At 49.7% G+C, this 25,242-nt stretch carries 25 protein-coding genes; 14 read left to right on the top strand and 11 right to left on the bottom strand.

Going from position 1 to position 25,242, the window contains the following annotated elements:
* Positions 1–32: 32 nt before the first annotated feature.
* Entirely contained in the window at positions 33–242 is a 210-nt protein-coding gene (locus tag RIC29_10620; GenBank protein MEQ8735367.1) for a cation transporter, read from the top strand.
* A gap of 40 nt (positions 243–282) precedes the next feature.
* On the opposite strand, the gene RIC29_10615 is transcribed toward RIC29_10620, so the two are convergent.
* The 5 genes from RIC29_10615 to RIC29_10595 all read right to left on the bottom strand — a co-directional run bounded on the left by RIC29_10615 (position 283) and on the right by RIC29_10595 (position 5,738).
* On the bottom strand, positions 283–672 hold the full coding sequence (locus RIC29_10615; GenBank protein MEQ8735366.1) for a PaaI family thioesterase: 390 nt from the start codon (positions 670–672) through the stop codon (positions 283–285).
* 13 nt (positions 673–685) lie between these two features.
* The gene (locus RIC29_10610; protein MEQ8735365.1) at positions 686–1,657 is read right to left on the bottom strand and encodes a nitronate monooxygenase; all 972 of its coding nucleotides are present in this window, start codon (positions 1,655–1,657) and stop codon (positions 686–688) included.
* Positions 1,647–3,188 (bottom strand): AMP-binding protein, encoded by a 1,542-nt coding sequence (locus RIC29_10605; protein ID MEQ8735364.1) that lies wholly within the window; start codon positions 3,186–3,188, stop codon positions 1,647–1,649. Before RIC29_10605 ends, RIC29_10610 begins: the two co-directional genes overlap by 11 nt.
* Before the next feature lie 27 nt (positions 3,189–3,215).
* Positions 3,216–4,259 (bottom strand): porin, encoded by a 1,044-nt coding sequence (locus RIC29_10600; protein MEQ8735363.1) that lies wholly within the window; start codon positions 4,257–4,259, stop codon positions 3,216–3,218.
* 156 nt (positions 4,260–4,415) lie between these two features.
* Positions 4,416–5,738 (bottom strand): porin, encoded by a 1,323-nt coding sequence (locus tag RIC29_10595; protein ID MEQ8735362.1) that lies wholly within the window; start codon positions 5,736–5,738, stop codon positions 4,416–4,418.
* A 382-nt stretch (positions 5,739–6,120) separates the two neighbouring features.
* On the opposite strand from RIC29_10595, the gene RIC29_10590 reads away from it, so the two are divergent.
* Genes RIC29_10590 through RIC29_10580 form a run of 3 tightly spaced genes read left to right on the top strand, consistent with a single transcriptional unit; the run spans position 6,121 to position 10,268 of the window.
* Positions 6,121–6,657: a DUF3576 domain-containing protein gene (locus RIC29_10590; protein MEQ8735361.1), complete on the top strand. Its 537-nt coding sequence runs from the start codon at positions 6,121–6,123 to the stop codon at positions 6,655–6,657.
* Between the two features lie 51 nt (positions 6,658–6,708).
* Positions 6,709–9,306, top strand: a complete 2,598-nt coding sequence (leuS, locus tag RIC29_10585; GenBank protein MEQ8735360.1) for a leucine--tRNA ligase — start codon at positions 6,709–6,711, stop codon at positions 9,304–9,306.
* Between the two features lie 32 nt (positions 9,307–9,338).
* Entirely contained in the window at positions 9,339–10,268 is a 930-nt protein-coding gene (locus RIC29_10580) for a TylF/MycF/NovP-related O-methyltransferase (GenBank protein ID MEQ8735359.1), read from the top strand.
* Between the two features lie 40 nt (positions 10,269–10,308).
* Here RIC29_10580 and RIC29_10575 read toward each other — a convergent pair whose 3' ends face one another.
* Positions 10,309–11,358 (bottom strand): VOC family protein, encoded by a 1,050-nt coding sequence (locus tag RIC29_10575; protein MEQ8735358.1) that lies wholly within the window; start codon positions 11,356–11,358, stop codon positions 10,309–10,311.
* 116 nt (positions 11,359–11,474) lie between these two features.
* On the opposite strand from RIC29_10575, the gene lptE reads away from it, so the two are divergent.
* Positions 11,475–11,963 carry an LPS assembly lipoprotein LptE gene (lptE, locus tag RIC29_10570; protein MEQ8735357.1) on the top strand — a complete coding sequence of 163 codons (489 nt, stop codon included), beginning with the start codon at positions 11,475–11,477 and terminating at the stop codon, positions 11,961–11,963.
* A 32-nt stretch (positions 11,964–11,995) separates the two neighbouring features.
* Positions 11,996–13,030, top strand: a complete 1,035-nt coding sequence (gene holA, locus RIC29_10565; GenBank protein MEQ8735356.1) for a DNA polymerase III subunit delta — start codon at positions 11,996–11,998, stop codon at positions 13,028–13,030.
* A gap of 32 nt (positions 13,031–13,062) precedes the next feature.
* Here the strand turns inward: holA and RIC29_10560 are convergent, their stop codons facing one another.
* Complete coding sequence (locus RIC29_10560; GenBank protein ID MEQ8735355.1) at positions 13,063–14,190, bottom strand: aromatic ring-hydroxylating dioxygenase subunit alpha; 1,128 nt, start codon at positions 14,188–14,190, stop codon at positions 13,063–13,065.
* 186 nt (positions 14,191–14,376) lie between these two features.
* Here RIC29_10560 and RIC29_10555 point away from each other — a divergent pair, with 186 nt between their 5' ends.
* The 6 genes from RIC29_10555 (at position 14,377) to RIC29_10530 (ending at position 20,127) form a co-directional block, all read left to right on the top strand.
* The gene (locus tag RIC29_10555) at positions 14,377–15,975 is read left to right on the top strand and encodes a tannase/feruloyl esterase family alpha/beta hydrolase (GenBank protein MEQ8735354.1); all 1,599 of its coding nucleotides are present in this window, start codon (positions 14,377–14,379) and stop codon (positions 15,973–15,975) included.
* A gap of 62 nt (positions 15,976–16,037) precedes the next feature.
* Entirely contained in the window at positions 16,038–16,541 is a 504-nt protein-coding gene (locus RIC29_10550) for a VOC family protein (GenBank protein ID MEQ8735353.1), read from the top strand.
* Between the two features lie 16 nt (positions 16,542–16,557).
* Positions 16,558–17,037, top strand: a complete 480-nt coding sequence (locus tag RIC29_10545) for a RimK/LysX family protein (GenBank protein ID MEQ8735352.1) — start codon at positions 16,558–16,560, stop codon at positions 17,035–17,037.
* Positions 17,038–17,099: 62 nt separating this feature from the next.
* Positions 17,100–18,005, top strand: coding sequence for a 30S ribosomal protein S6--L-glutamate ligase (gene rimK / locus RIC29_10540; GenBank protein MEQ8735351.1), 906 nt, complete (start codon positions 17,100–17,102; stop codon positions 18,003–18,005).
* Positions 18,006–18,019: 14 nt separating this feature from the next.
* Entirely contained in the window at positions 18,020–19,069 is a 1,050-nt protein-coding gene (locus RIC29_10535; protein ID MEQ8735350.1) for a succinylglutamate desuccinylase/aspartoacylase family protein, read from the top strand.
* A gap of 317 nt (positions 19,070–19,386) precedes the next feature.
* Positions 19,387–20,127 carry a hypothetical protein gene (locus tag RIC29_10530; GenBank protein ID MEQ8735349.1) on the top strand — a complete coding sequence of 247 codons (741 nt, stop codon included), beginning with the start codon at positions 19,387–19,389 and terminating at the stop codon, positions 20,125–20,127.
* A gap of 121 nt (positions 20,128–20,248) precedes the next feature.
* On the opposite strand, the gene RIC29_10525 is transcribed toward RIC29_10530, so the two are convergent.
* Entirely contained in the window at positions 20,249–20,458 is a 210-nt protein-coding gene (locus RIC29_10525; protein MEQ8735348.1) for a hypothetical protein, read from the bottom strand.
* Between the two features lie 309 nt (positions 20,459–20,767).
* Between RIC29_10525 and RIC29_10520 the strand changes: the two genes are divergently transcribed.
* On the top strand, positions 20,768–21,460 hold the full coding sequence (locus RIC29_10520) for a YggS family pyridoxal phosphate-dependent enzyme (GenBank protein ID MEQ8735347.1): 693 nt from the start codon (positions 20,768–20,770) through the stop codon (positions 21,458–21,460).
* Here the strand turns inward: RIC29_10520 and RIC29_10515 are convergent.
* From RIC29_10515 to ribA, 3 genes are all read right to left on the bottom strand, one after another.
* Positions 21,457–21,984 (bottom strand): L,D-transpeptidase family protein, encoded by a 528-nt coding sequence (locus RIC29_10515; GenBank protein MEQ8735346.1) that lies wholly within the window; start codon positions 21,982–21,984, stop codon positions 21,457–21,459. The genes RIC29_10520 and RIC29_10515 overlap by 4 nt on opposite strands.
* Before the next feature lie 14 nt (positions 21,985–21,998).
* Complete coding sequence (locus RIC29_10510) at positions 21,999–22,979, bottom strand: hypothetical protein (protein MEQ8735345.1); 981 nt, start codon at positions 22,977–22,979, stop codon at positions 21,999–22,001.
* 154 nt (positions 22,980–23,133) lie between these two features.
* Positions 23,134–24,267: a GTP cyclohydrolase II RibA gene (gene ribA, locus RIC29_10505; GenBank protein ID MEQ8735344.1), complete on the bottom strand. Its 1,134-nt coding sequence runs from the start codon at positions 24,265–24,267 to the stop codon at positions 23,134–23,136.
* Between the two features lie 198 nt (positions 24,268–24,465).
* On the opposite strand from ribA, the gene RIC29_10500 reads away from it, so the two are divergent.
* Positions 24,466–25,158, top strand: a complete 693-nt coding sequence (locus RIC29_10500) for a response regulator transcription factor (GenBank protein ID MEQ8735343.1) — start codon at positions 24,466–24,468, stop codon at positions 25,156–25,158.
* Positions 25,159–25,242: the final 84 nt, after the last annotated feature.

Genomic DNA, 25,242 nt, shown 5'->3' with positions numbered 1-25,242 from the left:
TGTGGCATTGGTTTTTTAGGAGAGAAGACCTTATGGAAAAAATTCTGATCCCGATTGAGGGCATGACCTGCGGCGGGTGTACGTCCAGTGTTGAAAAAGCATTGATCGCGCGTGATGGCGTTTTCTCTGCAACAGCATCACTCCAGGGCGCACATGTGGAAGTGGCGTTTGATTCGTCCGTCATCATTCAAGGCGAAATTGAAAACGCAATCCGCGATGCAGGGTTCGATGTGCCGTGCTAGATGCGTGCGTTTAGTCTAAGCGCATATAATCTAAGCGTACCTAATCTAAAAACGTCTGAACCAACGTGGCCTTGGCAATTATTTTCCCGTCGGACTCCCGCGTCAACGTGGCTTCCGCAAACGCCTGGCGCTTGCCATGACCGGTAACAGTGGACTCGCCAATTAGGGCTTCGCCTTCTTTGGCCCCCCGTAAAAACGAGGTCGACATTTGAGCGGTCGCAAAAAACCGTTTCCCACCCGCATACCAGGTGGCCAGGCCTGCCACGTCATCCAGCATGGCAGACAAGTACCCACCTAAAACTGTACCGGCGGGATTCATCAGTCCTGCATCTGGCACATAGCGCACGCTGCCGACACCGGTGTCCGGGTTGAAGCCAATGGCGTCTCCGCCCAGCAGTTCACGCGCCTTGATCGGGGGCGGTTTTTCCATCACAGCTTTTCCATCAGGGTTTGGCCTTTGCGGTGTCGTATTCTGCTTTGAGCTGGGCGACCAATGTTGCCACGGGTTGTATTTTATCAACGGCGCGCACGCCTTGCCCGGCGGACCAGATGTCCTTCCACGCCTTGCCTTCGTGGCGTTCGAAGCTTTTATCTTTACGGGCTTCTAAGCTTGCGGGGTCAAGCCCGGCCGCGATGATGGATGTCTTGAGATAGTTGGCCGGAACCCCCGTAAAATGTGCGGTCAACATGATGTCTTCTTCCGTCGCGTCCACCAGCATGGTGCGATAGCTGTCCGGGGCTAGGCTTTCTTCTGTCGCAATGAACCGCGTGCCCAGATAGCCAAAATCAGCGCCTAGCACTTCCGCCGCGCGCACGCCTGCGCCATCCACAATGCCGCCGCCTAGAATGATCGGTCCGTCAAAAAAGGACCTGATCGCGGGCACAAACGCGAAGCCTGTCACAAATCCGGTATGGCCACCGGCTCCAGCAGAGACCAGCACCAAACCGTCTGCGCCAGCCTCGATCGCCTTTTTGGCATAGGTCACAGAGTTCACATCGGCAAACACTAGGCCGCCATAATCATGGACTTCTTTAACGACGCGCTTTGGCGAGCCCAGGGCGGTAATCACAATCTCGGGCTTGTAGCGTTGTAGCAGCGCGAAGTCCTCATCGAAGCGCTTGGAGGTGGAGTGGCAGATGATGTTGGCCGCCCACGGTGCGGGCGTTTGACCCGAAACAGACCCATAATTGTCCAATTCTATGGTGATTTTCTCAAACCATTCTTCCAGCATTTCAATCGGCCGGGCGTTCATCGTCGGGAAAGATCCGATCACACCAGCTTTGCACGCGGCAATGACCAACTCCGGCCCCGAGACCAGAAACATCGGCGCCGCAAAGGCCGGAATCGCCAGACGGGATTTGATGCCGGCTATTTTGTCCGCGACCGTTTGAGATGACACAGCGTTATCCGGCATAGCGTTCTTTCAACAGTTTCTTTTGAACTTTGCCTTGGGCGCTGCGCGGCAGGCTGTCGGCAAAGAAAATATGTTTCGGTACTTTGAACCGGGCGAGCCGTTCCCTGCAACGGTCCTGCACAGATTGTGCGTCTAAGGTCTGGCCGGGTTTCAGTACAATGATTGCCGCGCCGACCTCTCCCCATCTGTCGTCAGGGATACCAATGACGGCGGCTTCGGCGATCTCCGGAAAGGTTGCTAGCGCATTTTCGATTTCGGCGGGATACACATTTTCCCCGCCTGAGATGAACATGTCTTTCTTGCGATCGACGACGTAAAACGCACCCTCCTCGTCAAACTTGCCAATGTCTCCGGTTTTAAACCAGCCATCTGCGGTGCGGCTTTGCGCTGTTAACTCTGGTGCATTCCAATAGCCAGGGGTTACGCCTTCGCTCTTAATCTGAATCTCTCCAGCTTGATGGGCACCGATTGGTTTATCATTGTCATCGGCGATACGTATTTCTGTTCCCATCACCGGCCACCCAACAGAGCCGAGCTTGGTTTTCGCTTTTTCTGGCGGCAGGGTCGCCACACCAAAGACTTCTGTCATGCCGTATGAATTCCCCAGCATCAGGCCCTTACGTTGATATTGAGTAAGGAGGTCCTCAGTGACTGGCGCCCCCCCAACGCCAGCGCGCACGACCGTTGGAAAAGTCGCATCTTCAAACCCTGCACATTGAGTCATCATTTGAAATTGTGCTGGAACCCCCAGCGTATGCGTGATTCCAAGCGCTGTATCAGACAAATAGGACAATGCTTTTTCCGCATTCCAATGCCGCATAATGTGGACGGTGCCCCCATAGAAAAACAAAGGCAGCGCAAAAGAATTAAGTCCAGCGGTGTGAAACATCGGTGCCGCCGTCAAGGTGCGTGTAGCTCTTCCCAACATAACGTGAGCTGCTTGTAAAACGGCCATGGCTTGCATGCGCCAGGTGCTGATGACTCCCTTCGGTTGACCTGTCGTGCCAGACGTATAAAGCAGATTGGCCACCGTATCTGGTTGCGGCGGCATAAAATCTTCGTGGCGATGTGCGATTTTTAGATCTGCTTCAAAGGGGCTGTTGGACTCATCGCTGCGCCACCAAACGGGAAGACCAAGCCTTTTGCTTGCAGCCTCGAACGCTATATCTGAGACGACGACCTTTGGTTCTGCATCGTCCACAATCGCGGTCAGTTCAGGCAGCGCGAGACGCCAATTTACGGGCATATAAATAGCGCCAATCCGCCAACAGGCGAAAAGAATCTCGTAGAGGTCTGTCGAATTGTAGGCCAGTACCATGACCCGGTCGCCAGGCTGCACGCCAAAGTTTCTGATGAGAACATCAGCAACCTTCTGACTGCGAACGAGCATTTCGCGGTAGGTGGTGCGTCGTCCGGTTTCCAGGTCGTGCTGCGCTAATGCGTCAGGGTTTTTAGAAACTTGGTTGGATAACCAGTCGCAAAGGGCAGGCGATATATCGCCGTTGGAGGCAGCACTCTCAACTTTGTTCATGAATATCAGGCCTTACACATGACCAATTCAGAATCTTAAGATGGCTGAACTGATCAGGCCCATATCCTCAAACTCTGGTCCACCCGCAGGTTCTTGTCCGACCCAAAACCCAGTTAGACCAAGCTTTACGCCACGCACTAAAATATAAGAGGCCTCAACCTTGCCTTGGTCTACCTTATCTTTAAGGGTCGCGTTGGGCACGGAATCTGCACGCACCCGCAAGTAGGACGCGCCTAATCCCCATGGACCAATCTCATATAATCCCGCCAAACCAACAGTTGTTGAGTCAAGATCACTTTCAGGCGCTGACTTGGCAAAAGTACCGCCGACGGTAAACCCACCGACTTCAGCCTGTGCACTGATATTCCATGCAGTTACGCCGTCGGCCCCGCCTGCGCGTGACTCACTGTCAAAGTAGCCAGCCACTACCCCAACTTTTCCACCTCTGATCCGTCTTTCGTAAGCTCCGGTCACTTCCCAAGCATTATTGGCGGCGACAGTTTTATCAATGAAGCGGTCTACGCCTTCTCTTGTTGTTGGAAAGTAGTTTGCGCCGACCGTGAAGCCAGCAATAGTTGGAGACTCATACCCAACCTGGAAGGCATCACCGGTAAAGCCTTCGAAGGTCATAATGTCTTTGACGTTTATGGTTGTCCGCTGTGGCACGACCCGACCGACAATTTCGTCGTCTTCATAAGCTACGAAGGGTGTTTCATAACTGTAGTTGTGATTGAATCCCTCGACCTCACCAACACGGACCTTCCCGAAAGCTGTTTTGATATCCAAGAATTGTTCGTCTGCTTCGCCTGAGTTTTGGTTCTCTGCGCGCATTTCAATCCGTGCGGATATTTCAATCCCATTGTCGAGAATGGTTTTGCCCGAGAAGTAGACGTCAACATCTGTCAACGCACCGGTTGTGTTGAGGCTTTCGCCAGCGACTTCGTCCATATCCACGAGGAAAAAGTACTGCTCCATCTTCCCGCCGATTGACAGTTTGATTTGTTCAGCTGACAGGGTTGGAAAAGCTATAAGACTCATCCAAATGGCGGTTATCAAACTTAGCGTACGCACCATCACGTCCTCGGCCCAAAGTTTAACCTACAGTCCAGCCAAATATTGGATGAAGGAACAAGACTTAGGTTATAAGACGTAAGTTTTACTAGAGCCTGTGGTGCCTGGCCAGAGTCCAGCCGATGTTTCGGTGAGTCTTATCAAAAGCTTGACAGTCTACCAATCCACTTGGAACCGCAAACCAAACGCATCAACCTGATTTTCCCCATCAGCGCCATTAGCCGCGACGAGAAACGCATCTGATATGTCTGACCACGTGTAATTGGCCATGATCCTGCTGTGACGGTTGAGGTACCAGTTCACGCCGAGTGTGATGTTTTCTTGCTCGCCACCAAAAATACCTTCATCCGTCAGGTCGGTCACGTCATAGCGTGCGGCAATTTGCCAGGCACCAAAACCACCATCGTGAACAGGTTTGTTGACCTTAGGGCGATCAAAAACGCCGGTAGAGGCTTTGTAACCCTTTTGTTCACCCGTAAGAAACCAGCCAGCTTCAAGGTAATACCCCGAGAACGAAGGATTTTTTTGCCCGGCCAACGGGGCAGATAAGCTTACATCTTGAATGGCATACTCGCTAGCGATGTGGAATGGCCCGAAAAGCGCTGCAAGTTCTAAACCGTAAAACGTATCGGACTCGGAAATAGAGGTTGTATCAATAAATCGATCTGACAGATGGATCGGGGTCCTTACACGATAACGGAAATCACTTTGGTCGTCTCCCGCATTGCGATGACGAAAGGACCCACCAACGTGCACAAGTCCAGACTCCTGCAGTTCGAGCGCATAATGTCCTCTTGCGGCGACAGTCAGACCTTCATCATCATTGGCAACACTGTTGCCTCCTTGGAAAATGCCTGCTGTGAACTGCGCGTTGTCGTTTCCGACGCTTAAATTGATCCCAATTTGTCGATCAAGGGCAAACGCATCTGTAAACGTCGAGCGCTCCATAAACGTTGTGTGTCTTGCGCTCGTAATTTCTTCCAGACTGTTGGGCGTTTTAAACTGACCCATGGTTATGTTTACAGGGCCTTGCCACTGTAAATAAGCGTCTTTTACATCCAGATCATTATCTGCAAAATCGGCTTCGATGATGTATTTCACGTTCCCCCAAGCTTTACCTTCAACACCTATACGCGCGGCGCGCATTTCACTCGCGTGAATATCTGCAGAGTTATCGGAATCATTAATCCATGCCGTATCCGCAAAAAGCCTTCCTCTGATGTTCCACTCGAACATTTTGTCTGGCGTTGTTAGCGCTGAGGCAGGCTCAGCCTTTGAGATTTCAGGAGTGTTTTCGGGTTTGGGTTGAGTTTTAGAGGCCTCTACAAGGGCGTCGATCTGCGCTTGTAAAGCCGTTACCTGTGCTTGCAGAGCTGATATTTCATCGCTGGATTGAGCCGAGGTGGGCGATCCACCCACGCATAAAAGTAACCCGACAGATGTGAATATGGATTGCCTTAAACGCATCGATGTTTTCATTTTTTGGTCTTTCTATGCTTGGAATCAGCAAAATTTGCGATGTTGAATAAAAGTATTTCTCTGACCTGCAAGTTACTCCCAGATGTTGACAATTAAACGACATAACCATGACATTAATATTACTCTTTCTCCGGACCACTTTAAAAAAACGCCTGTTTTTTGTCATGACGGTTAAAATCTAGCAGCGGAACCGTTTTAATAATGACGTTAATCGTCTTTTTTCATTTCATATTTATGACATTTCTAGCGTCAAGCTCGTCTTAATATTTGTAAAGTCCCGTTGTGGCATTGTTTGTATTTTGGCTATATACCGTGTGATCTCGGGCCTAATACTAATTAGCTGACCATCAATCTGGTTCTGCTCTCAAAGGAGTTCTTTCGAATGGCGCCAGCCTATTTCATTGCAAAATTCGTCAAGGCAACAGCCTTATTCGGATTGGCTGTGACACTGACCGCCTGCTCAGGAAATGAGAATACAGGGTCAAGCTACAGGACCTCACCTGAGTTTAGGTCTGAAGCCGGCCCTCCAGAGAGTGGTCTTGGCATTACGTTATTCGGAGATTCTAATTCACAAGGCACAGAGGGGGCCGTTGCTGTTAATGCCTTTTTGTGGCGCGCGTCTCTCGATACAATTTCATTTATGCCGCTGGCCTCTGCAGACCCATTTGGGGGCGTCATTATTACGGATTGGTATGCCCCGCCCGAAACGCCAGGGGAACGCTTCAAAGTTAACATTTATATTTTAGGCAGATCTCTGCGTGCCGATGGCCTCAAGGTCTCTGTTTTCCGGCAAACTGAAGATGCTGGGGGTCGCTGGACAGATGCTGTCGTCGGCGCTGATGTGCCGGGTGAGTTTGAAGAGTCTGTTCTGACACGTGCGCGACAGCTTCGTATGCAGGCTGTTGCTGAAAACGGTTAAGTTAACCCTTCCCACTTTTTCTGATCTCACTATTTGCAAGACACTCTTATTATGTCTGATGCCCGCTATAATTTTAAAGATGTCGAGCCACGCTGGCAAAAAGCCTGGGCGGAGTCTGAGAGTTTTGTCGCAAAAGAAGACGATACCAAGCCCAAGTATTTTGTCCTTGAGATGTTTCCCTATCCATCTGGGAGACTTCATATGGGGCATGTCCGCAACTACACTCTAGGAGATGTTGTTGCGCGTTTCCGTAAGGCGCAAGGTTACGACGTTTTACATCCTATGGGGTGGGATGCTTTTGGCCTTCCTGCTGAGAACGCAGCTTTAGAACGTGGTGTTCATCCTGGAGCGTGGACCCGACAAAATATAAAAGACATGCGTGAGCAGTTTACGCCGTTGGGATTTTCACTGGATTGGACCCGTGAAATTTCCACCTGTGAACCCGAGTACTATCGCCATGAACAGAAAATGTTTTTGGATTTTGTCAAAGCTGGCCTCGCTTATCGCAAAGAGTCATGGGTCAACTGGGATCCCGTTGAGAATACTGTTCTGGCAAATGAGCAAGTTGTCGATGGCAAGGGGTGGCGTTCTGGCGTGCCGGTTGAACGCCGGAAGTTAAATCAGTGGTTTCTTAAAATCACCGATTATGCGGAAGAATTGCTAGAGGGTTTGGAGACTCTGGAAAGGTGGCCAGACAAGGTACGCCTGATGCAGCATAACTGGATTGGCCGGTCCGAAGGTGCACGATTGCAGTGGGTTGTATTGGATCCAGATGGCTCTGCACGGCCAGAAAAACTAGAGGTTTTTACAACGCGGCCAGATACTCTTTTTGGAGCTTCTTTCTGCGCCATCTCGTCCAATCATCCCCTGGCGTCACAGTTATCTGATCGTGTTGAGGGCCTTGCCGATTTCATTGCCGATTGTAATCGTCTTGGTACATCGGAAGAAGTTATCGAGAAGGCGGAAAAAAGAGGTTTTGATACGGGCTTAACCGCTCAGCATCCGTTCGATGCTGACTGGGAAGTGCCCATCTACGTGGCAAATTTTGTTTTGATGGATTACGGAACAGGTGCCATTTTCGGATGTCCTGCTCACGATCAGCGGGATATGGATTTTGCAAGAAAATATGGGCTGCCTGTACTCTGTGTTGTTGCCCCAAAAGATGCCGATCCTGAGGCTTTTGCGAATGACCTAGAATCATCTAATAACGCATTCACGGGTGATGGCATCGCGGTTAAGTCTGAATTCTTGAACGGTCTTGAAGTTTCTGATGCGAAACGTGCCGCAATTGAAAAAGTTGAGTCACTCAAGGCTGGTGAGGGGGTTGTCCAATACCGCCTGCGGGACTGGGGTGTTTCACGGCAACGCTACTGGGGGTGCCCGGTGCCGATGATTCATTGTCAGGACTGCGGCATCGTTCCTGTGCCAGATCAAGACCTTCCCGTGACCTTGCCAGATGATGTGACGTTTGATCAGCCTGGAAACCCATTGGCCCGGCATCCCTCTTGGAAGCATGTTTCCTGCCCTAAATGCGGACAGGATGCAGAACGTGAAACGGACACGTTTGACACCTTCTTTGAAAGCTCCTGGTATTTTGCGCGCTTCTGTGACCCGAAAAACGCCACTGTGGGTTTCGATAAGGGCCTAGCAAATCGCTGGTTACCGGTCGATCAATATATCGGCGGTGTTGAGCATGCTGTCTTACACCTCTTGTACGCGCGTTTCTTTACGCGTGCGCTTCAGACTTGCGGCTACCTCGATATATCCGAGCCCTTTGATGGTTTGTTTACGCAAGGCATGGTGGGCCACGAGACATACACATCAGCAGATGGTCACTGGCTCTCGCCAGATCAGGTCACACAGTCCGAAAATGGCGACCCGGTTTATATTAAAGATGGCACGGCTGTGACCATTGGCCGTTCTGAAAAGATGTCCAAGTCAAAAAAGAATACCGTCGATCCGGCATATATTATTGAGACCTATGGCGCTGACGCGGCACGCCTGTTCATGTTGTCAGACTCTCCCCCGGAACGGGATATGGAGTGGACTGACAGCGGGATAGAAGGGGCGTGGAGATATCTTAATCGGCTATGGCGTTTAACGATTGAGACTGAGGTCGCAACAGGCGACCCGCTTGAATTTGAAAAGCTGGATGGTGCAGCAGCGGATATGGTGCGCACCACGCATAAAACGATTGCTCAGGTAACGGAGGCTTTGGAGACTTTTCGCTATAACGCGGCGGTCGCTCAAATACGTGAGTTTTCAAATGCAGTCGCGGATTTCGATGTATCGGTTAAGGGTGGCGTAGACACGCGGCATTTTGCAGTCGAGACCTTAGCGCGTCTGGCGAATCCTTTACTGCCACATATAACAGAAGAAATGTGGTCTGCGCTTGGCGGTCGTGGCCTACTGGTTGACCAGGCCTGGCCGTCATTTGATCCGTCTTTGTTGGTTGCTGATACGGTGACTCTGGCTGTCCAGGTCAATGGCAAAATGCGCGGGACGATTGAAGTCGATACTAACGCAGATAAAGATACATGCGAACAAGCAGCCCTCGCCTTGCCGAATGTTCAGGTGCAAATGGTTGGTAAAGAGCTTCGTAAAGTTATTGTGGTACCAGGTAAAATCGTCAACGTTGTCGTTGGTTAATTTTTGTTCTTGGTTCTCCTATGACTCAGAATATGGATGAAAAAAATCGCCAACTCTTGGTGCAAGCCACCCAGCTGATTCAGCAGGGCGCTGTCGCTGCAGCTATAAAAATCGGTCGCAAGATAACTCATCCAGTTAGCCAGTCTGCGATACTTGCGTCAGCCTATATGCTCAAAAAAAACTACAAGGACGCCCAGACTCACTTTCGCAGACTGAAGGCTGCAATGCCCAACGAACCTGTGGTGTATGAGAACCTAGCGATTTGTCGAGCCCATCTAATAGGTGGAAAATATGATGAGGAATGCGAGAAGCTAATTGCTAAAGCTTTTCCAAATAACTCAATTTTTCAGAATGCTTATACCAAAGCCATTATTGAAACGGACACGCCGGTCAGTGCCGAGCGGAGACCACGCTTTGAATGGCTCATTGAGCAGTATTCAAAGACACGTGATTTAGAAGGTTCAGTCGCGGAATGCGGGTGTTGGCGCGGAACATCCATGTTGCTGCTCTGTGGTTATGAAGCAAGTCTCAATTCAGATTTTAAAGGCGCTAACTTTCACATTTTTGATTCCTTTGAAGGTCTGAGCACTCCTGGCGAAAAAGACCCGTTAGATCGCCCTGACAGTAAGGCTGGGACATTTGAGGCGAGTCTTGACGAAGTAAAAAGAAATCTTCGGCATTTTCCAGAACTCAACTTCTATAAGGGATGGATTCCTGATCGGTTTTCTGAGGTTGAGCAGATCGATTTTCATTTTGTGCATATCGACGTAGACCTGCACCAGCCAACTGATGACTCGCTTCGATTCTTTTTTCCGCGACTGGTTCCTGGCGGACGCCTCGTCTGCGATGATTACAGTTGGTCAGGAGCACGAGAGGCCGTTGATGTTTATGCCAAGGAAGTTGGCGCTGAGGTTTTTGTTTCGCCCAAACAGCAGGGCATGCTGATTAAAGAAAATACCTAACACTTCTAATAGATACAGGATTGTTTAGAAGATAGGCTCTTTAGGGAATAACTTCAAAAACTTCGATCATAAATCCATTTGGGGCCAGAAAAGTAGCGGCACGGTGTCTGCCAATACTAGGTGAGTCAAATTCTGTTGGGCCAGAGTAGACCTCAACACCCGCTGTTGCCGCCCGATCAAGAATGTTGTCCAAGTCTCTAACGTTATAGCTCCACATAGCCATACCTCTATTTGGCGGGCGTGGTGCGGCTAGTCCTGGTATCTCGTGTTTATCGCTATACTCTACGAACGGGGTATGTCCGGTTTGAGATCCCTTGGCATGAATTAATGTAAACCGGAACGGCACTTCGTACTCAGCCCACGTTCGATCTGAACGAACTTCCATATCCAAAACGGTTGTGAAAAATTCCACCATCGCATCAGCATCATCGACAATTTGGGTTGCGTAAGCCGGTCCGCCGCGCCCTGTGTCAGTGTTGTACACACCAACTTGCGGGCGATTACCACCCCGGCCAATAGCGATAATGCGCAAATACTCTGGTCCAAAAAATGGTGCTTCTGTGACGGGGTAGCTGTCACCATTCGGGGCTGTCACCTGAAACTCCTCAACCTCAGGGACGGCTCTTTCAAATCCCAAGGCCCGCAGTTCCGCATCTGCTTCATAGACATCGATCGTCGGAAAACCCATACCATAGGGCCCAAGTTGTCGGCGATCCCAGCCGCTTCGCATAGGAGGCGTGGCGCGATTCGTTACCAAAACACGTATTTGGGTGGTGCCCTCTACGTTTGGCCGACGAAACAGATAGACCTCATACCCAAGATCACTTGGTAGTCCCCAGAGCTTCCTTTGCGCTTCGCGTGTCTTGTCAGACAAGGCGTGAGGTCCGGTGACGGTCAAGCCTAGTCCCGTTTCATATAGCTTTCTCATGGGACCAAGCTCAGGCGTTATTATGGTCACAGTGTGCAAGGGCCCCGTGTTGGCCATGGTGTCGGGAGAACTTGCAGCCATGACATCATTAGATGTTTGAGAAAATGCCGGAAACGCTGAGATCACTGATAAAAGCGCAAGACTAAATATAAGGTGGGCCACTTTGACCTCCAATCCAGATGTTGTGCTGTTTAATAACTATGACATTGATGGAGCGGTCTTGACAGCGCCCTGCCGGTGCGGTCCAAAGACTTATGCGATATTTGATGATTTTTGCGATGAGTGCTTGCCTCACTGGCTGCGGTTTCACACCGATGTACGGTTCCCGTGGCGTTGCGACATCGGATACTGTGGTCGCGAGTTTGGCCCAGGTTGAAATCCGACCCATCGCGGAACGTCGAGGCATGGTGCTTCGCCAGCAGTTGGATGAAAAGTTGCATCCCGGCGGAGCGTCGGGTTCGCGATATGAACTCCAGGTCCGGTTAGCCTCGAACGTTCAGGAAGTAGGAGTTCGGAAGGACTCCACCACTTCGCGCGCGAATCTTATTTTGACCGCCAATTTCGTATTATGGGATGGCACAAAACGCCTGGACCGGCAGTCCGTTCAATCCATCGTTTCTTACAATATTCTGGATGATCAATACGCCACCATTGCCTCTGTACGGGACGCGGAAAGCCGGGCTCTTAAACAAATCAGTGATGAAATTCGAACGCGGTTAGCTGTTTATTTCGAACGAAATGGAACCCCACAACAGGCTGTCCAATAATCGATGATGCAGCGCTGTCCCACGAGTTCTAAATGGTAAAGGTGCAGGCTGGCCGGGCCGACGCGTTTGCTAAATCACCCGATACCAAAGCCCAAGCGATCCTCGTTTATGGACCAGATTACGGATTGGTCACTGAGCGTGCTCGCTCACTCGTAAACTCAGTCTTGAAAGGTGATAAGGATCCTTTCAGATTAGCCGACCTTGATGCGGCCACTATAAAATCAGATCCAGCCCGCCTCGCAGACGAGGTGGCTGCGTTGTCACTAACCGGCGGTCGTCGCGTTGTAAAAGTAAGGGACGCGACTGATGTTCTCAGTCCTGCGGTAGAGCGCGTCCTAGATGATCTGGTTGGCGATGCGTTGATTGTATGCAGTGCTGGTGATCTTGGCCCAAGATCATCTCTTCGCAAACTCTTTGAGGGCGCAGATAATGCGGCTGCGCTGCCATGCTATGCAGATGACGCGCGTTCTTTAGATCATGTGGTCCGCGAAGGGCTCAAAACTGCAGGTTTAACTGCTGATGCTGATACTATGGCATGGTTGGTAGACCACTTGGGTGGTGATCGTGCCCTTAGTCGTCGCGAGATTGAAAAACTTATACTTTATAAAGGCACGGAGTTAGACAAAGCCATAACACTCGCTGATGCCATGGCATGCATCGGTGACACTGCAGCATTTGATTTAGATGACCTTGTTTATGCTATGGCGGACGGAGATCAACCAACAGTACAGCGCATTTACGGTCGTATGATGGCTGAGGGCACAAGCCCTATTTCAGTTTTGACGGCAGCCTCTCGGCACTTGTTGCGGTTACACCAAGTCCATGGTTTTCGTGCCAGCGGGTCACTAGATAACGCGATGATGAAATTACGCCCGCCGGTATTTTTTAAACGCAAAGGTCAGTTTAAGAACCAAGCGGGTAAATGGTCCCCAGCTTTGCTGGCGCGTGGCCTTGAAGTGCTAACGACGGCAGAACTTCAAGCTAAGTCTACAGATATGCCTGGCCAAGCCCTTATTGAAAGAGCACTTATGCAGATCGCTGCAGCAGCCAGGAGTTCGAGGCGCTAAAGCAGAGTATGTCATCCGTCTGCCGCAGAAGCCTACTCAGCGGCTTGGCGGATTGGTTCACCCTCTGGGGATAACCTTGGAACTTCAGGCAACACCCAGCCTTTAGGGTCTTCTGCACGTGCGGGACTTGGAATCACGGCAGCTTTGCGATCACCAAACTCATCCTGATACGTATGTGTATCCAGACCCCATCCCCGCCGATATAACTCTGCCCGCTTTTGGCGGAAGGCGACCATCATGCCATCGGACTCCATTGAAAATTCATCTCTCAAGGACGGCGGCAATTCGACCGGGTTAAGCCGATTCAAAACCGCGTGGTCTTCGATAAAGATTTTCATTGTACGTTTGTAAGTATCGTTATCAAAAAATTTCTGAGTAAAGAAATTTCTGGATAGCTGCCAATGAGTCAAAGTTGTGTTTTCATCTATCGGCGTATTCGCATCAAAAAGAGCGTTATTCCAGTCATCCGTGATTCTGAGGCGGAGGATGACGCTCATGCCGCCAATATGCCATTCAGGCTCCGCGATAACATCTGAGCGTTCTTTGCGCTTAAATCCCCAAATACCTTTGTATTGTGGTGGACGCATGGCAATGCGGGCCTCAGCATGCCATTCAGCCTTTGTCATCTGATAATCTTTGATTTCTGGGTTATCTCTGTCACCGAAAGAGGGGTGAACGAAGGCGGCGTGTGCAAAGTCGACACCGTTCTCAACAACACGGCCATAATTCGCATTCCATGTGAAAGTGCCACGAATGGTTCTGCGCCCGGGATCGTCGTATTCTGGAAATTCTGGAATGGGCGGACGTTCTGCTGCAGGTACATCGCCTAAGAATACCCAGATCCAGCCATAGCGCTCTTGGACAGGATAGCTGTCCACACGCACCCGTTTTGGGATTTTAGAGCCCGGATGTGCTGGAATTTCTGCGGCTGTTCCGTCACCCCGATAGCGCCAGCCGTGATACGGACATTCCACGCAGCCCTTTGTGACCCGTCCAGCAGAGAGAGAGGCGCCCCGATGAATACAAATGTCGGATAAGCAATGAAGAGTGCCCGCTTCGTCACGAAAGAGGACGAAATCATTGGAGAGCAGTTTCACTTGCTTTGGGGTGTCTTTAACGTCTTCAGACACGCCAGCTACATACCATGTATTCAAAAGCATATTGGTCTCTTCTCCTAGGTCAAAGGCGCTATTTATTTATAGCAGACCTGAGTGACTTTGTTGAAACTCAATACGTAAGGGAGTCCTTATAAGATCTCTCACCTTAAATAGACTGCCCACCTGTTGATTGGATGGTTTGACGTTTCTTTACAGCTTATAGTCTAACCAGATCAGGGGAGGATAAGTATGAACCCGCTAGTGCTATCAATTGTATTGCTATTGGCCAACACGGTTGGCTCGCTTTTGGTGCATGCTGATGAGCAGTCTTGCAAAGATTTAGCAGAACTGAGTTTGTCTGCTTTGCCTGATGCCCCCACACAGATTACCGGAACACGGTTTGTTCCTGCTGCGAAGGGATTGCCAGCTTACTGCGATGTCATCGGATATACGGCCCCGCAAGTGGGCGTGCAGGTCAGGCTACCTGAAAACTGGAACGGTCGTTTTCATATGGAGGGGTGTGGCACAATGTGTGGTGTCCGCATCATTGAAAATGCCGACGACCCATTGTCCCGGGGAACGGCTGTGGCCACCACAGATATGGGCCGCTCAGCGCCTTTAGCCACGGCTGAATGGACTGGCGGTGAGCCCGATTACAACACCATTATGCGATCTGGTGAGTGGGCTTATAACAATACAGAACAGGAATTGGATTTTGCCTATCGAGGAACACACAAGGCGGTTTTGGCCTCTAAGGCAATTGTGGCCGCCTATTACGGCACGAGTATTGATCGCGCTTATTGGAGAGGTTGCTCAACCGGAGGCCGACAGGGCTTGATGTTGGCCCAACGCTATCCTTGGCATTTTGATGGTATCGTTGCTGGGGCACCCGCAGGCATAGAACCGGCTTACATCAATATATTCTGGCGAACACTTACCAATTTAACCGCTGATGGGCTGGCTATTCTTGGTCAAAGTCAAATTCCGATGGTGCACACGGCGGTGATGGCGCAGTGCGATCGCGCAGACGGATTAGCCGATGGCGTTATTGACGACCCTTGGGCATGTGAGCCTGATTTGTCTGTTTTGAAATGCAGCGAAAAAGGTTCTGAATCATGCTTAACGCAAGATCAAATAGCTGTCGTTCAACGCCTGTATGCCGGTGCGTTTTTGTCAGATGGTTTGCGCGTCAGCTGGGGTGTTCCAAAAGGCGGTGAGTTAGGTCTGATGCGTTACATCTTGGATGAGTCAGGCGCGCAGGGTCGCTTTGAGCCAATGGCACAAGATCGTCTGCGATACACGTGGTTCGATTATGATCCCGGCCCCAATTATGACGCCGGCACGTTTGATTTAGATCGTGACTATCCGCGCCTGTTTACGCGCGGTTTATTGCCGGCTCCCAATAATCCAGATCTGACGGATTTTAAACGTCGTGATGGCAAACTAATAACGTATCAAGGCCTTAACGACATGCTTAATGCAGAGCCGTTAATTGACTACGTCAAAAAAGTCGAACGCATTGTTGGCGGCGAAGAAGAGTCAGATACGTTTCTTCGGCTCTATCTGATTCCAGGGATGAATCACTGCCGTGGAGGTTCGGGTGTAGACACCTTTGATTGGTTATCGGAGATTGAGGCATGGGTTGAAACTGAAAAACCACCAGGCACAGTTATTGGTTACCGTCGCAGAGACGACACGTCTCTCCCCGGTGCGCAAGCTTGGCCGCTCGATCCTAAAACGGTACTGAAAACGCGACCTGTTTACGATTATCCATATACTGGTCGATATGTGGGACAGGGTGATCCAGATCGCGCTGAAAACTTTACGCCTATGCCCTTGAGGTTCTGATCACTAAATCTCTGCCTTACTCTTTGATCATCATCAACGTATTATTGTGGAGCGTGCCTGCTATGACTCAAGAGCCTGCTATTTCCGATAACTTCGTTCTTTCTCCGCTTATGCGATCAACGCATTTTGTACGGGACTTGGATGAGTCGCTAAAGCTGTATCGGGACATTCTGGGTTTACGTCCGCGCGTGGAACGAACTCTGGAGGGAGATCGCTTAGACGCGGTGCTTGGAACTAACGGAAAGCCAGTAAAGCTGGCGATCCTTCAATCCGGAGATTCTGTGTTCGCAAATGTGGGTCTTTTCCAATTCATCGATGAAACACCGATGCCAAAACCTAAACCCCGGACCTATGCTCAAACCGGCGATGCCGCAGTCGTGTTTCTGACCAACGATATTTTTGGCATTTATGAAAAGGTTAAGACTGCGGATTACCCCATCGTATCAGCGCCACTGGTCTTGTTTCCTAAGGAAGGCTCAGAAACGCAGTCCTACGAGATGTTGTTTTTCGACTATGATGGTATTGGTATAAATCTTATTCAACGGGATGTTCCCGCATCTCAATAGCGCTTGGCCTGACAAAATGACGGAAACCGGATTATTAAAGAAGAAGACTTCTAAAAAAAGAAAACCGGTTTTTCTACCGGCAGTGGGATGGCGAGAATGGGTCAGTCTGCCAAGTTTAGATATAGATAAAATCAAGGTTAAGGTTGATACAGGTGCGAGAACATCTGCGCTCCATGCGCACCGCATATCCAAATTTACCAAAGACAATGCGACGTATGTACGATTCTTTGTACATCCCAATCAGCGGAAAAAGAAACCAGAAATTGAATGTACGGCCCTTGTTGTCGACGAGCGTGACATTAAAAACTCTGGCGGCAAAATCACGCAACGATATGTTGTGCGCACCACTATAACAGTCGGCGACGAAAGCTGGCCGATAGAGCTAACACTTACAAATCGCGATGAAATGGGATTTAGAATGCTTCTTGGCCGACAAGCGATACGCCGCAGGTTTATTGTAGACCCTGGACGTTCATATATGACGAGAAAGAAATAGTTATTTTGCATTAAGAATGTTAAGTCCGCGTCCAGTTTGTCGGCCAATCGAAAGGATTCCCAATGAACCTGCTTATGATGGCTCGAAATCCAAACCTGTATTCTCACAAAAGGTTGGTGGAGGCGGCAGAGCAACGCGGCCATAAAATCCGAATTGTAGACACACTGAAATGCTATATGAACATTGCCTCACATAGGCCCGATGTTCGTTACCGTGGCGAAATTCTAAAAGATATTGATGCGGTCATTCCTCGTATTGGTGCCTCAATCACTTTCTATGGTCTCGCCGTGTTGCGCCAATTTGAAATGATGGGTGTGTATCCACTAAATGAATCTGTTTCCATTGGTCGGTCTCGTGACAAACTTCGCAGCACCCAGATCCTTGCCCGTAAAGGAATTGGTTTGCCAGTTACAGCCTTTGCAGACCAAACAAGCCAAGCTGAGGAATTGATCGATTTAGTCGGAGGTGCCCCATGTGTCATCAAGCTGTTGGAAGGCACGCAAGGTATTGGTGTTGTCCTTGGCGAGACCAAAGGGGCTGCTAAGTCAATGATTGAAGCCTTCGGGGGGCTGAAGGCGAATATCTTAGTTCAAGAATTCATCAAAGAAGCTGGTGGCAGTGACGTTCGTGCTTTTGTCATTGGCGGTAAAGTCATAGCTGCAATGCAGCGTACTGGGGCAGAAGGTGAATTTCGATCAAACATTCATCGTGGTGGGTCTGCAAAAACAGTTCGGATTACGCCAGAAGAACGATCAACGGCAGTTCGAGCCGCAAAAGCCCTTGGCCTAAATGTTTGCGGCGTTGACATGTTGCGTGCAAACCACGGACCTGTTGTCATGGAGGTTAACTCTTCTCCAGGTCTTGAGGGTATTGAGGGCGCGACAGGTAAAGATATTGCTGGAATGATTATTGAGTTTATCGAGAATAATGCGCAGCCAAATAAGACTAAGACCAAAGGTCAGGGTTAAAATAGGTCAAGTTCATGAAGCGCCTTCCCTTTGAATTTTGTGGTGAAACCGTAAAACCAGGTTCGCGCGTCTCCGTAAACCTCGCACTCCCTAATTTGTCTACATATACGCCTATGGCTATGCCCGTTCATGTTGTGCATGGGCGTCAGGATGGGCCAGTATTGTTTGTCTCTGCGGCAGTACATGGAGACGAAATCAACGGCGTTGAAATTATACGTCGTCTTCTAAAGAGTCCGGTTTTAAAAAGTTTACGCGGAACGCTCATCGCTGTTCCTATTGTGAATGTCTATGGCTTTGTAACCCATTCACGTTACTTACCGGACCGTCGTGATCTGAATAGATCCTTTCCGGGTTCTGAAAATGGTTCGTTGACAGCTCGATTAGCGTATACATTTACTGAAGAGATCCTGAGCCGCGCAGATTACGGCATTGATTTGCATACTGGGGGTTTGCATAGGTTCAATCACCCTCATATCCGGGCCAACCTTGATGATCCAGAGACCGACCGCCTCGCACAGGCGTTTGGTACACCAGTAATTATCAATGCCAATCTGCGTGATGGATCTCTGCGCCAAATGGCATCTGAAAAAGGCATCCCGATTTTGTTATATGAAGCGGGTGAGGCGCTTCGCTTTGATCAATTGGCGATTCAGGCTGGCGTGAAAGGCATCCGCAATGTCATGCGCGCCATTTCGATGCTTCCTGCGCGGACTCTGACATCCAAAAAAGTAAAAGCTGTGGAAGCCAAAGGGTCGACCTGGGTTCGTGCTCCACAATCCGGACTGTTTCGAGCCGTCGCAAAGATTGGAGCGCGAGTGATGAAGGATGAAAAAATTGGGACTGTATCAGATGCGTTTGGAGATCATGAAACCTTCGTCAAAGCACCGGCAACTGGAATTGTCATCGGGCGCGCGCATCTTCCCGTCGTAAATGAAGGGGATGCCCTTTATCATATCGCACGATTTGAAGAATCTGCACCTGTTGCGAATGCTATAGAAAACTTCACTTCAGCTCATTTAGAGGGCCTAGGCCCAGCCGATTATGGCACTGCGGGAAACCTCTAACGCCGCAGAAGCTGGAGTGTCGTGGCGAGTCGAGCGCTGTCCCAACTCAGCGACCAGCGTAGATCATTTTGCCGTGACCATTTCATCTCATTTATGCTTTTTAGGTCACACAAACCTCATAAAACCTATGGTTATGTGAGCGAAATGTCACAACGTGAGCACATAGCAATTCTTTAATATTCAAAGGCTTGACCGTTGGTTCGCCCCCTGCGCATTTTCACACTAGTTAATTTTACTTAGGTCTTTGGTTTTAACTCATGGGCACCGCTCACAACACTGCTATCAGGCTTAGCTTTGCGTTAGCTCTAGCGCAGCTGATGTTAGGTTCTGCTCAGGCGACCGAGTTTACGCTAGGTGGTGCTTGGGATATGGTCACAGAGCCACTCGTCCCAGAGACATTCGTTGAAGAATCTTATAACTCAATATCAGACCCGAAAGCGACCGCACCACTTCCAGTTTCCTTTACGACCGAGACTGATATCCTAACCGGAACAGACCTCACCATTGGTTATACAATGCCGGCTTTGGGAACATTCACGGTAGATGCTGATGGCCAGGGCGAAGGTTTTCCGTCTCAAGGTGTAAATGGCCTTAACCGGCTGACTGAGCAAGCGACCTACGGATCCTACGCGACGTCTTTTCTTGGTGGCCAGCTAGGCGTTTTTGGTGGCGTTACGGATCAACAGAGCGCCTTCGCCTTGGAACAAACTACTTCACGTACAGTTGGTGCCGCTTTGGGGTATGCTGGTTTCTATGTTCGCGGGGCTTATCAAGCGGTCGGTCCGGATGGTCTTATTGATGGTCGTCGTGCTTGGCAAGCTGGTCTGGGATATGGGTCAGGGGCCTTTGATGTGCGCGTGACATATGTTGAATCCGCCTTCACCCAGGGCAGCCCAACAGAACTTGAGGGCAAACAATGGATGATTGGTGGTCTTGTTCAAATCACGCCAACGCTTTTGCTTAACGCTAATGCCTTTTATGTCGACCGTGAGGTTGCGATGCCAACTGTTGAGCCGCCAGGAACGGGCGCACGCGTTGGTGTCCAACTTCGGTTCTAAGGCAACCAATTACGCGCTTTCTTCCGCGAGACGAATACCCGCAATGCCAGATGCCCCAACAGCCATGAGCTGAAGACGGTCACGCTGTCTTACCCCCCCCAATGCATAAACAGGTATCAGGCTAGACCTCACAAGAGCAGCGAATGCCTGCCTTCCAATCGGCATTGCCGTAGGGTGGCTGGGTGTTGGGTAAACTGGCGACAGAAATGCAGCGTTCACGGACAAACGGAAGGCTTGGCGCAAACCAGAAGGTCCATGAGCTGAAGTAGTGATAATCTTTGATCGAAAATGCAATAAGCAAGGCGATACAGGCCTGCTTTTCATAAGCCATTCAGGCATATGAGCACCATCTGCACCAACCTTGCAGGCAAGGCGCCAGTCTCCCGCGACCAACAACATAATGCCGCGGCGGCGACATATCTTCGCCAGATCGTTTGCCAGCGTTTTCCGCTCTGGATGGTTATAATGTCGGAAGATGTACCCCCAATGGTTGGGGAGTGTTCCGACAATATCCAAGGGAGACTTACCTCTTTTTTCATCACTCATTACAAATATGGGTGGCAAAAGTGAGTGTTGTCTTGATCGCTTAGCTCTAACTGTGTTTCGTATCATCACCCAATCTTAAACGAGGTCGAATTCCGTGTCTGTGCCTAGCTCTTCTTTATCTGTCTCAGACATCGCAGAAAATATTTGCGCGTTGCGGTATCGTATAGCGCAGGCAGCGAAGCGTGTAGATCGCAGTCCAGAAGCTGTTTCACTAGTGGCTGTGTCAAAAAAGCAGTCAGAAGGTTTAGTGCGCGCTGCGTTAGAGGCGGGCCAACGTGTTTTTGCTGAGAATCGTGTGCAAGAGGCGCAAGCGAAGTGGCCGCATCTGAAGGCGCAGTATCCGGATATCGAACTTCATCTCATCGGACCGTTGCAAACCAACAAGGTCCAGGATGCGGTCGCTCTGTTTGACGTTATTGAAACCGTCGATCGTCCAAAGCTGGCCATTAAATTGGCAAATGAGATGGCCAAACAAGGCCGATATCTTCCTTGTTTTATTCAAGTGAATACTGGTGAGGAAGATCAAAAGGCCGGAATTACGCCGGTTAATACCACTGATTTTGTAACAGAATGTCAGACACAGCACGGCCTTCATATTGCGGGCCTAATGTGTATTCCGCCACAAGATGAGGAGCCTGCTCTACATTTTGCGTTTCTAAGAGAACTCGCCCAAAGAACATCCTTAGCGGGGCTTAGCATGGGAATGTCAGCGGACTTTGAGACCGCTGTTGAAATGGGCGCAACGCATGTACGATTGGGGTCCGCTGTGTTTGGCGAACGCAATTAACGACCGTAAAACGGGCGTATGTCGATGCTTGTTTTGGCGGAGCAATGCCTCAGAATGGCTAGAAGATCGTCCTGTTCAAAAGCAACACATCCCTCGGTTGGGCTGAAATCTTCAGCGGCGATATGAAGAAATATAGCGCTGCCCAGACCCGGAATAATGGGATCGTCATTGTGCCCAATTACGACAATAATGTCGTAGCGTGAATCTTCCCGCCACAGTCTTTCAGCGCTGGCTTTAAAAGGGTGCTCAACAAATTGATTGTAATGAACATCATCTGGTGCGTCACACCAGCCATCAGATTGATGAATAACTGAAACGGGTAAATCAGTTATGGGAAGCGCAACTCTGTCCGCGCGATATAGTACACGCCGCAGTCTAAAAACTCCAAGCGGTGTTGCTCCATCACCTTCTTGTTTGATTTGTCTAACGCCACTTCTTCCGAGGCTGCAGGCAAATCTAAGGTCACAGAACAGCGCGTGACCCTGGCTTGCATCTATGCTGTTAGGAAAAACGCAGATATCCATGTGGGGAGTTTAAATCAGGAGCCGACGTTTTGCATGGCTTTGTATTTCCCCATGGCATCCATCATGGCTTTATCAAACCATGCGGGTACCATGACTGGGTCGGTTTCTTCAGCGAGAAGTCTTGCCGCTGCAAAGGGGTCTGCAGCGGGTATCTTTCCGGTTTCAGTGCGTGGCTTTGTTGCACTTAGTAGCGGGTCAAGACCGCTCGGTTCTTCACGAGTTGTGTTCGGTAAAACACCTTGAGCTTGGAGTTGAGCCAGAGCAACGGAGTTTATATGCTGTGTTTGGTTACTTGGCGGACTTTCAAAAGCTGGTGTGCCCCGGGCTGGATTACGCTCTAAAGAGAAGAACCGGCCTACGTTCTGAGAAGTTGGTACAGCACTGAAAGAGTCAGCTGATTGTCTACCAGGTAGAGGCATAAATACCATGCCTTGAGGTGCTTGAGATGCTGAGGATGCTATCGCGGCCTCTGTTTGTCTATCTGTTTGTCTATCTGTTTGCGATGAACTATTAGGAGCCTGCTTGTTCTGCACAGTATCCATGCTTGTTCCATAAGGGATAGATGCTGTTGGAATGAACTCGCGTGGATTAACGGATACATTTGACGTTATCTGAGAAATATCTTTGCCGTCGCTACTCGTTGGTTGTTCTTTACTGTCATTGTCTGTCCTGAACATCGCAAGCGCATGACGGCCTATATCCTTGCCGGTCGTGTCTTCAATAGCTGAATCAATCATTGCCACGGCGAGTCCAATCGGTCCTCCAATGATGGCGCTTCCTATCATCTTTGCTGGAGCCTTAATTTCATCTCCCGTCATTTCACGATAAAGCGTGTTGACCACTGGAATATGCTGAAGAGGATTTATGACATCCAAAAAGTCCCAGAAGGTAAATCCTTCTTGATCGGTTTTCTCAGCCCTTACCGTTATCTCTTCGACCCGGCGCTCTGGCTGCGTGCCGACAGGATATATTGAGAGAGATTGGAGATCCGTCATGCCGCAGCTGTCCTTTCTCTCTAACAGAAGCAAAACCCGTGCCAATAAAATCTACTGTGTAACAGTGGTTTTTTCTCTCAGATGCATCGATGAGCAGCTCGTGCGGCACTTTTTGCCGGGTTAAAATGGTCAGATCGGTGATAACGAAGCACGGTTAGAAAAGATGTCCCGAGCGCTTGGACTTAGTGTCCAAGTAAGACCAGTTATGCTGATTGGAGGGGAACACATGGGTTACACGTTCTGTCACAGTGATTCCATGTCGGGCAAGTGCTCCGACTTTTGCGGGATTATTGGTAAGCAGTTTGACTTTATTTATCCCTAAACTTGAGAGCATTTGAACGGCTGGCAGGTAGATCCGTTCATCATCATCAAAGCCCAATTGTTCATTGGCATCGACGGTGTCAAAGCCCCTTTCCTGAAGTTCGTAGGCACGCAGCTTGTTGACTAAGCCAATCCCACGCCCCTCCTGCGCTAAGTATAGGAGAACGCCGCCGTCACCTTCCGCTAAGGCGGAAATCGCTCCCCGAAGTTGATCGCCACAATCACACTTCAGTGAACCTAATAGATCACCTGTAAAACATTCGGAATGCAAACGGGTTAGCACTGCTGTTGAGGTGTCAGGCTCTCCTACAATAATGGCGAGATGTTCAACCCCACCATCTCGAGGTCTGAACGCAATGATTCTCGTATTCTCGCACCCCGCTAATGGCACGCGTGCTTCAGAAACGGGCACAAGGGTATCTGCCTGCAGTTTGTCATAGGCCAAAACGGCTGTATGTGAGACGATGCAGCGACCGTTTGATTTTGCCCAAGAAACAGGATTCTCGTCCGCCACGTCAGCGACGATAGCAGCGGGCAGCAGCCGAGCAATTTTCATTAGACGTATGGCTGTATAATCTGCTGAGTGTTCATCTCCAGCACTGGCTTGTACGTTTGGCGGTGGTACGAGAGTGTTATCATCGGCTTTTGGGTCAATGAGGTTGCGAATATCTGCCGCGTTAAATCCATCCTCATGGCGCAATATCACTACTGGAGTTGCAGGCTCTGCGAGTCCTAAAATGGCAGCCCGACGTCCTGTCACGGCGACAGCTGTTTTTCCAAGGCCAGACCTTCCAAAGAATGGAAGTGGGCCCGACTCTATTGTTTCTGCAGGACGAGCCAGCACTGCACCTGAGTCTGAAGTGACGACCACAGCCGACCCCCGACGCAACTCTGCAACCGCACGATCAACGGTTTCTAAGACGGTCGCCACACTCATGTCTATTTCTGTCTGACTGTCTTCACTCATGTCTATGTTATAACTTCTTTTTTCATTTTGTGCAGGATGAGTGTGTCATGCAAAGATGGTCTAAAAGCAATACAATACACTTTATTGTGACCACCAATTGAGCCGATTATTGGGTGCCAGCAAAGCACAAAGCTGGTCTAACCCATGCATTCTCGTAAACTCTCAACTTCACATGTGACTGCTGTCTTGGGGATTATTATGGCTTCTGGGAAATCGCTGCTTCTTGTTGATGATGATGAAATGCTCCGGCGGTCTTTGATAGAGCAACTGCAAGAGCAGGATGATTTTGTAATCCTTATTGAAGCGGCAACCGGGGCGGAGGCAATTGAAAAAGCGAAAGCAGATGTGTTCGACGTCATTTTACTTGATCTTGGTTTGCCAGATATGGACGGTCGTGATGTGTGCCGTTCCTTGCGAGATTCAGGCGTTCGGTCACCCATCATCATGTTGACTGCAGCCGATAGCGAAGACGATACGGTTACCGGGTTGGATGCGGGAGCAAACGATTACGTCACCAAACCTTTCAGGCTGACTGTTTTACTGGCGCGTGTCCGGGCCCATCTGCGTCAACATTCACAGTCTGATGACGCCATTTTTATTGTCGGTCCTTACAAGTTCCAACCTGCCGCGAAGATGTTGATCCATGATGAAACAGAAAAAAAGATTCGTTTAACTGAAAAAGAAACAGCAATTCTGAAGTATCTATTTCGTGTTGGTAATAAAACCGTTCAGCGTGAAACGCTGCTGGATGAGGTTTGGGGATACAATGCCGGTGTCACAACACATACTTTAGAAACACATGTTTATCGTTTGCGGCAAAAAATCGAGCTTGATCCGTCGCATGCTCAGCTTCTCATAACAGAACCCGGTGGATACAGACTCAACCCTTAAGTCGAGCGGTGTTTGTTAAATGCAAAGAGCGTCCTTCATTTCAAAGGACGCTCTCTACATTTCGAAAAACAGATGACGAAAGTG

It is taken from the genome of Rhodospirillaceae bacterium (assembly GCA_040219235.1).
Classification (GTDB): domain Bacteria; phylum Pseudomonadota; class Alphaproteobacteria; order Rhodospirillales; family Rhodospirillaceae; genus WLXB01.
The sequence above is the reverse complement of the archived record's forward strand: the minus strand, read 5'-3'. Positions and strand labels throughout refer to the sequence as shown.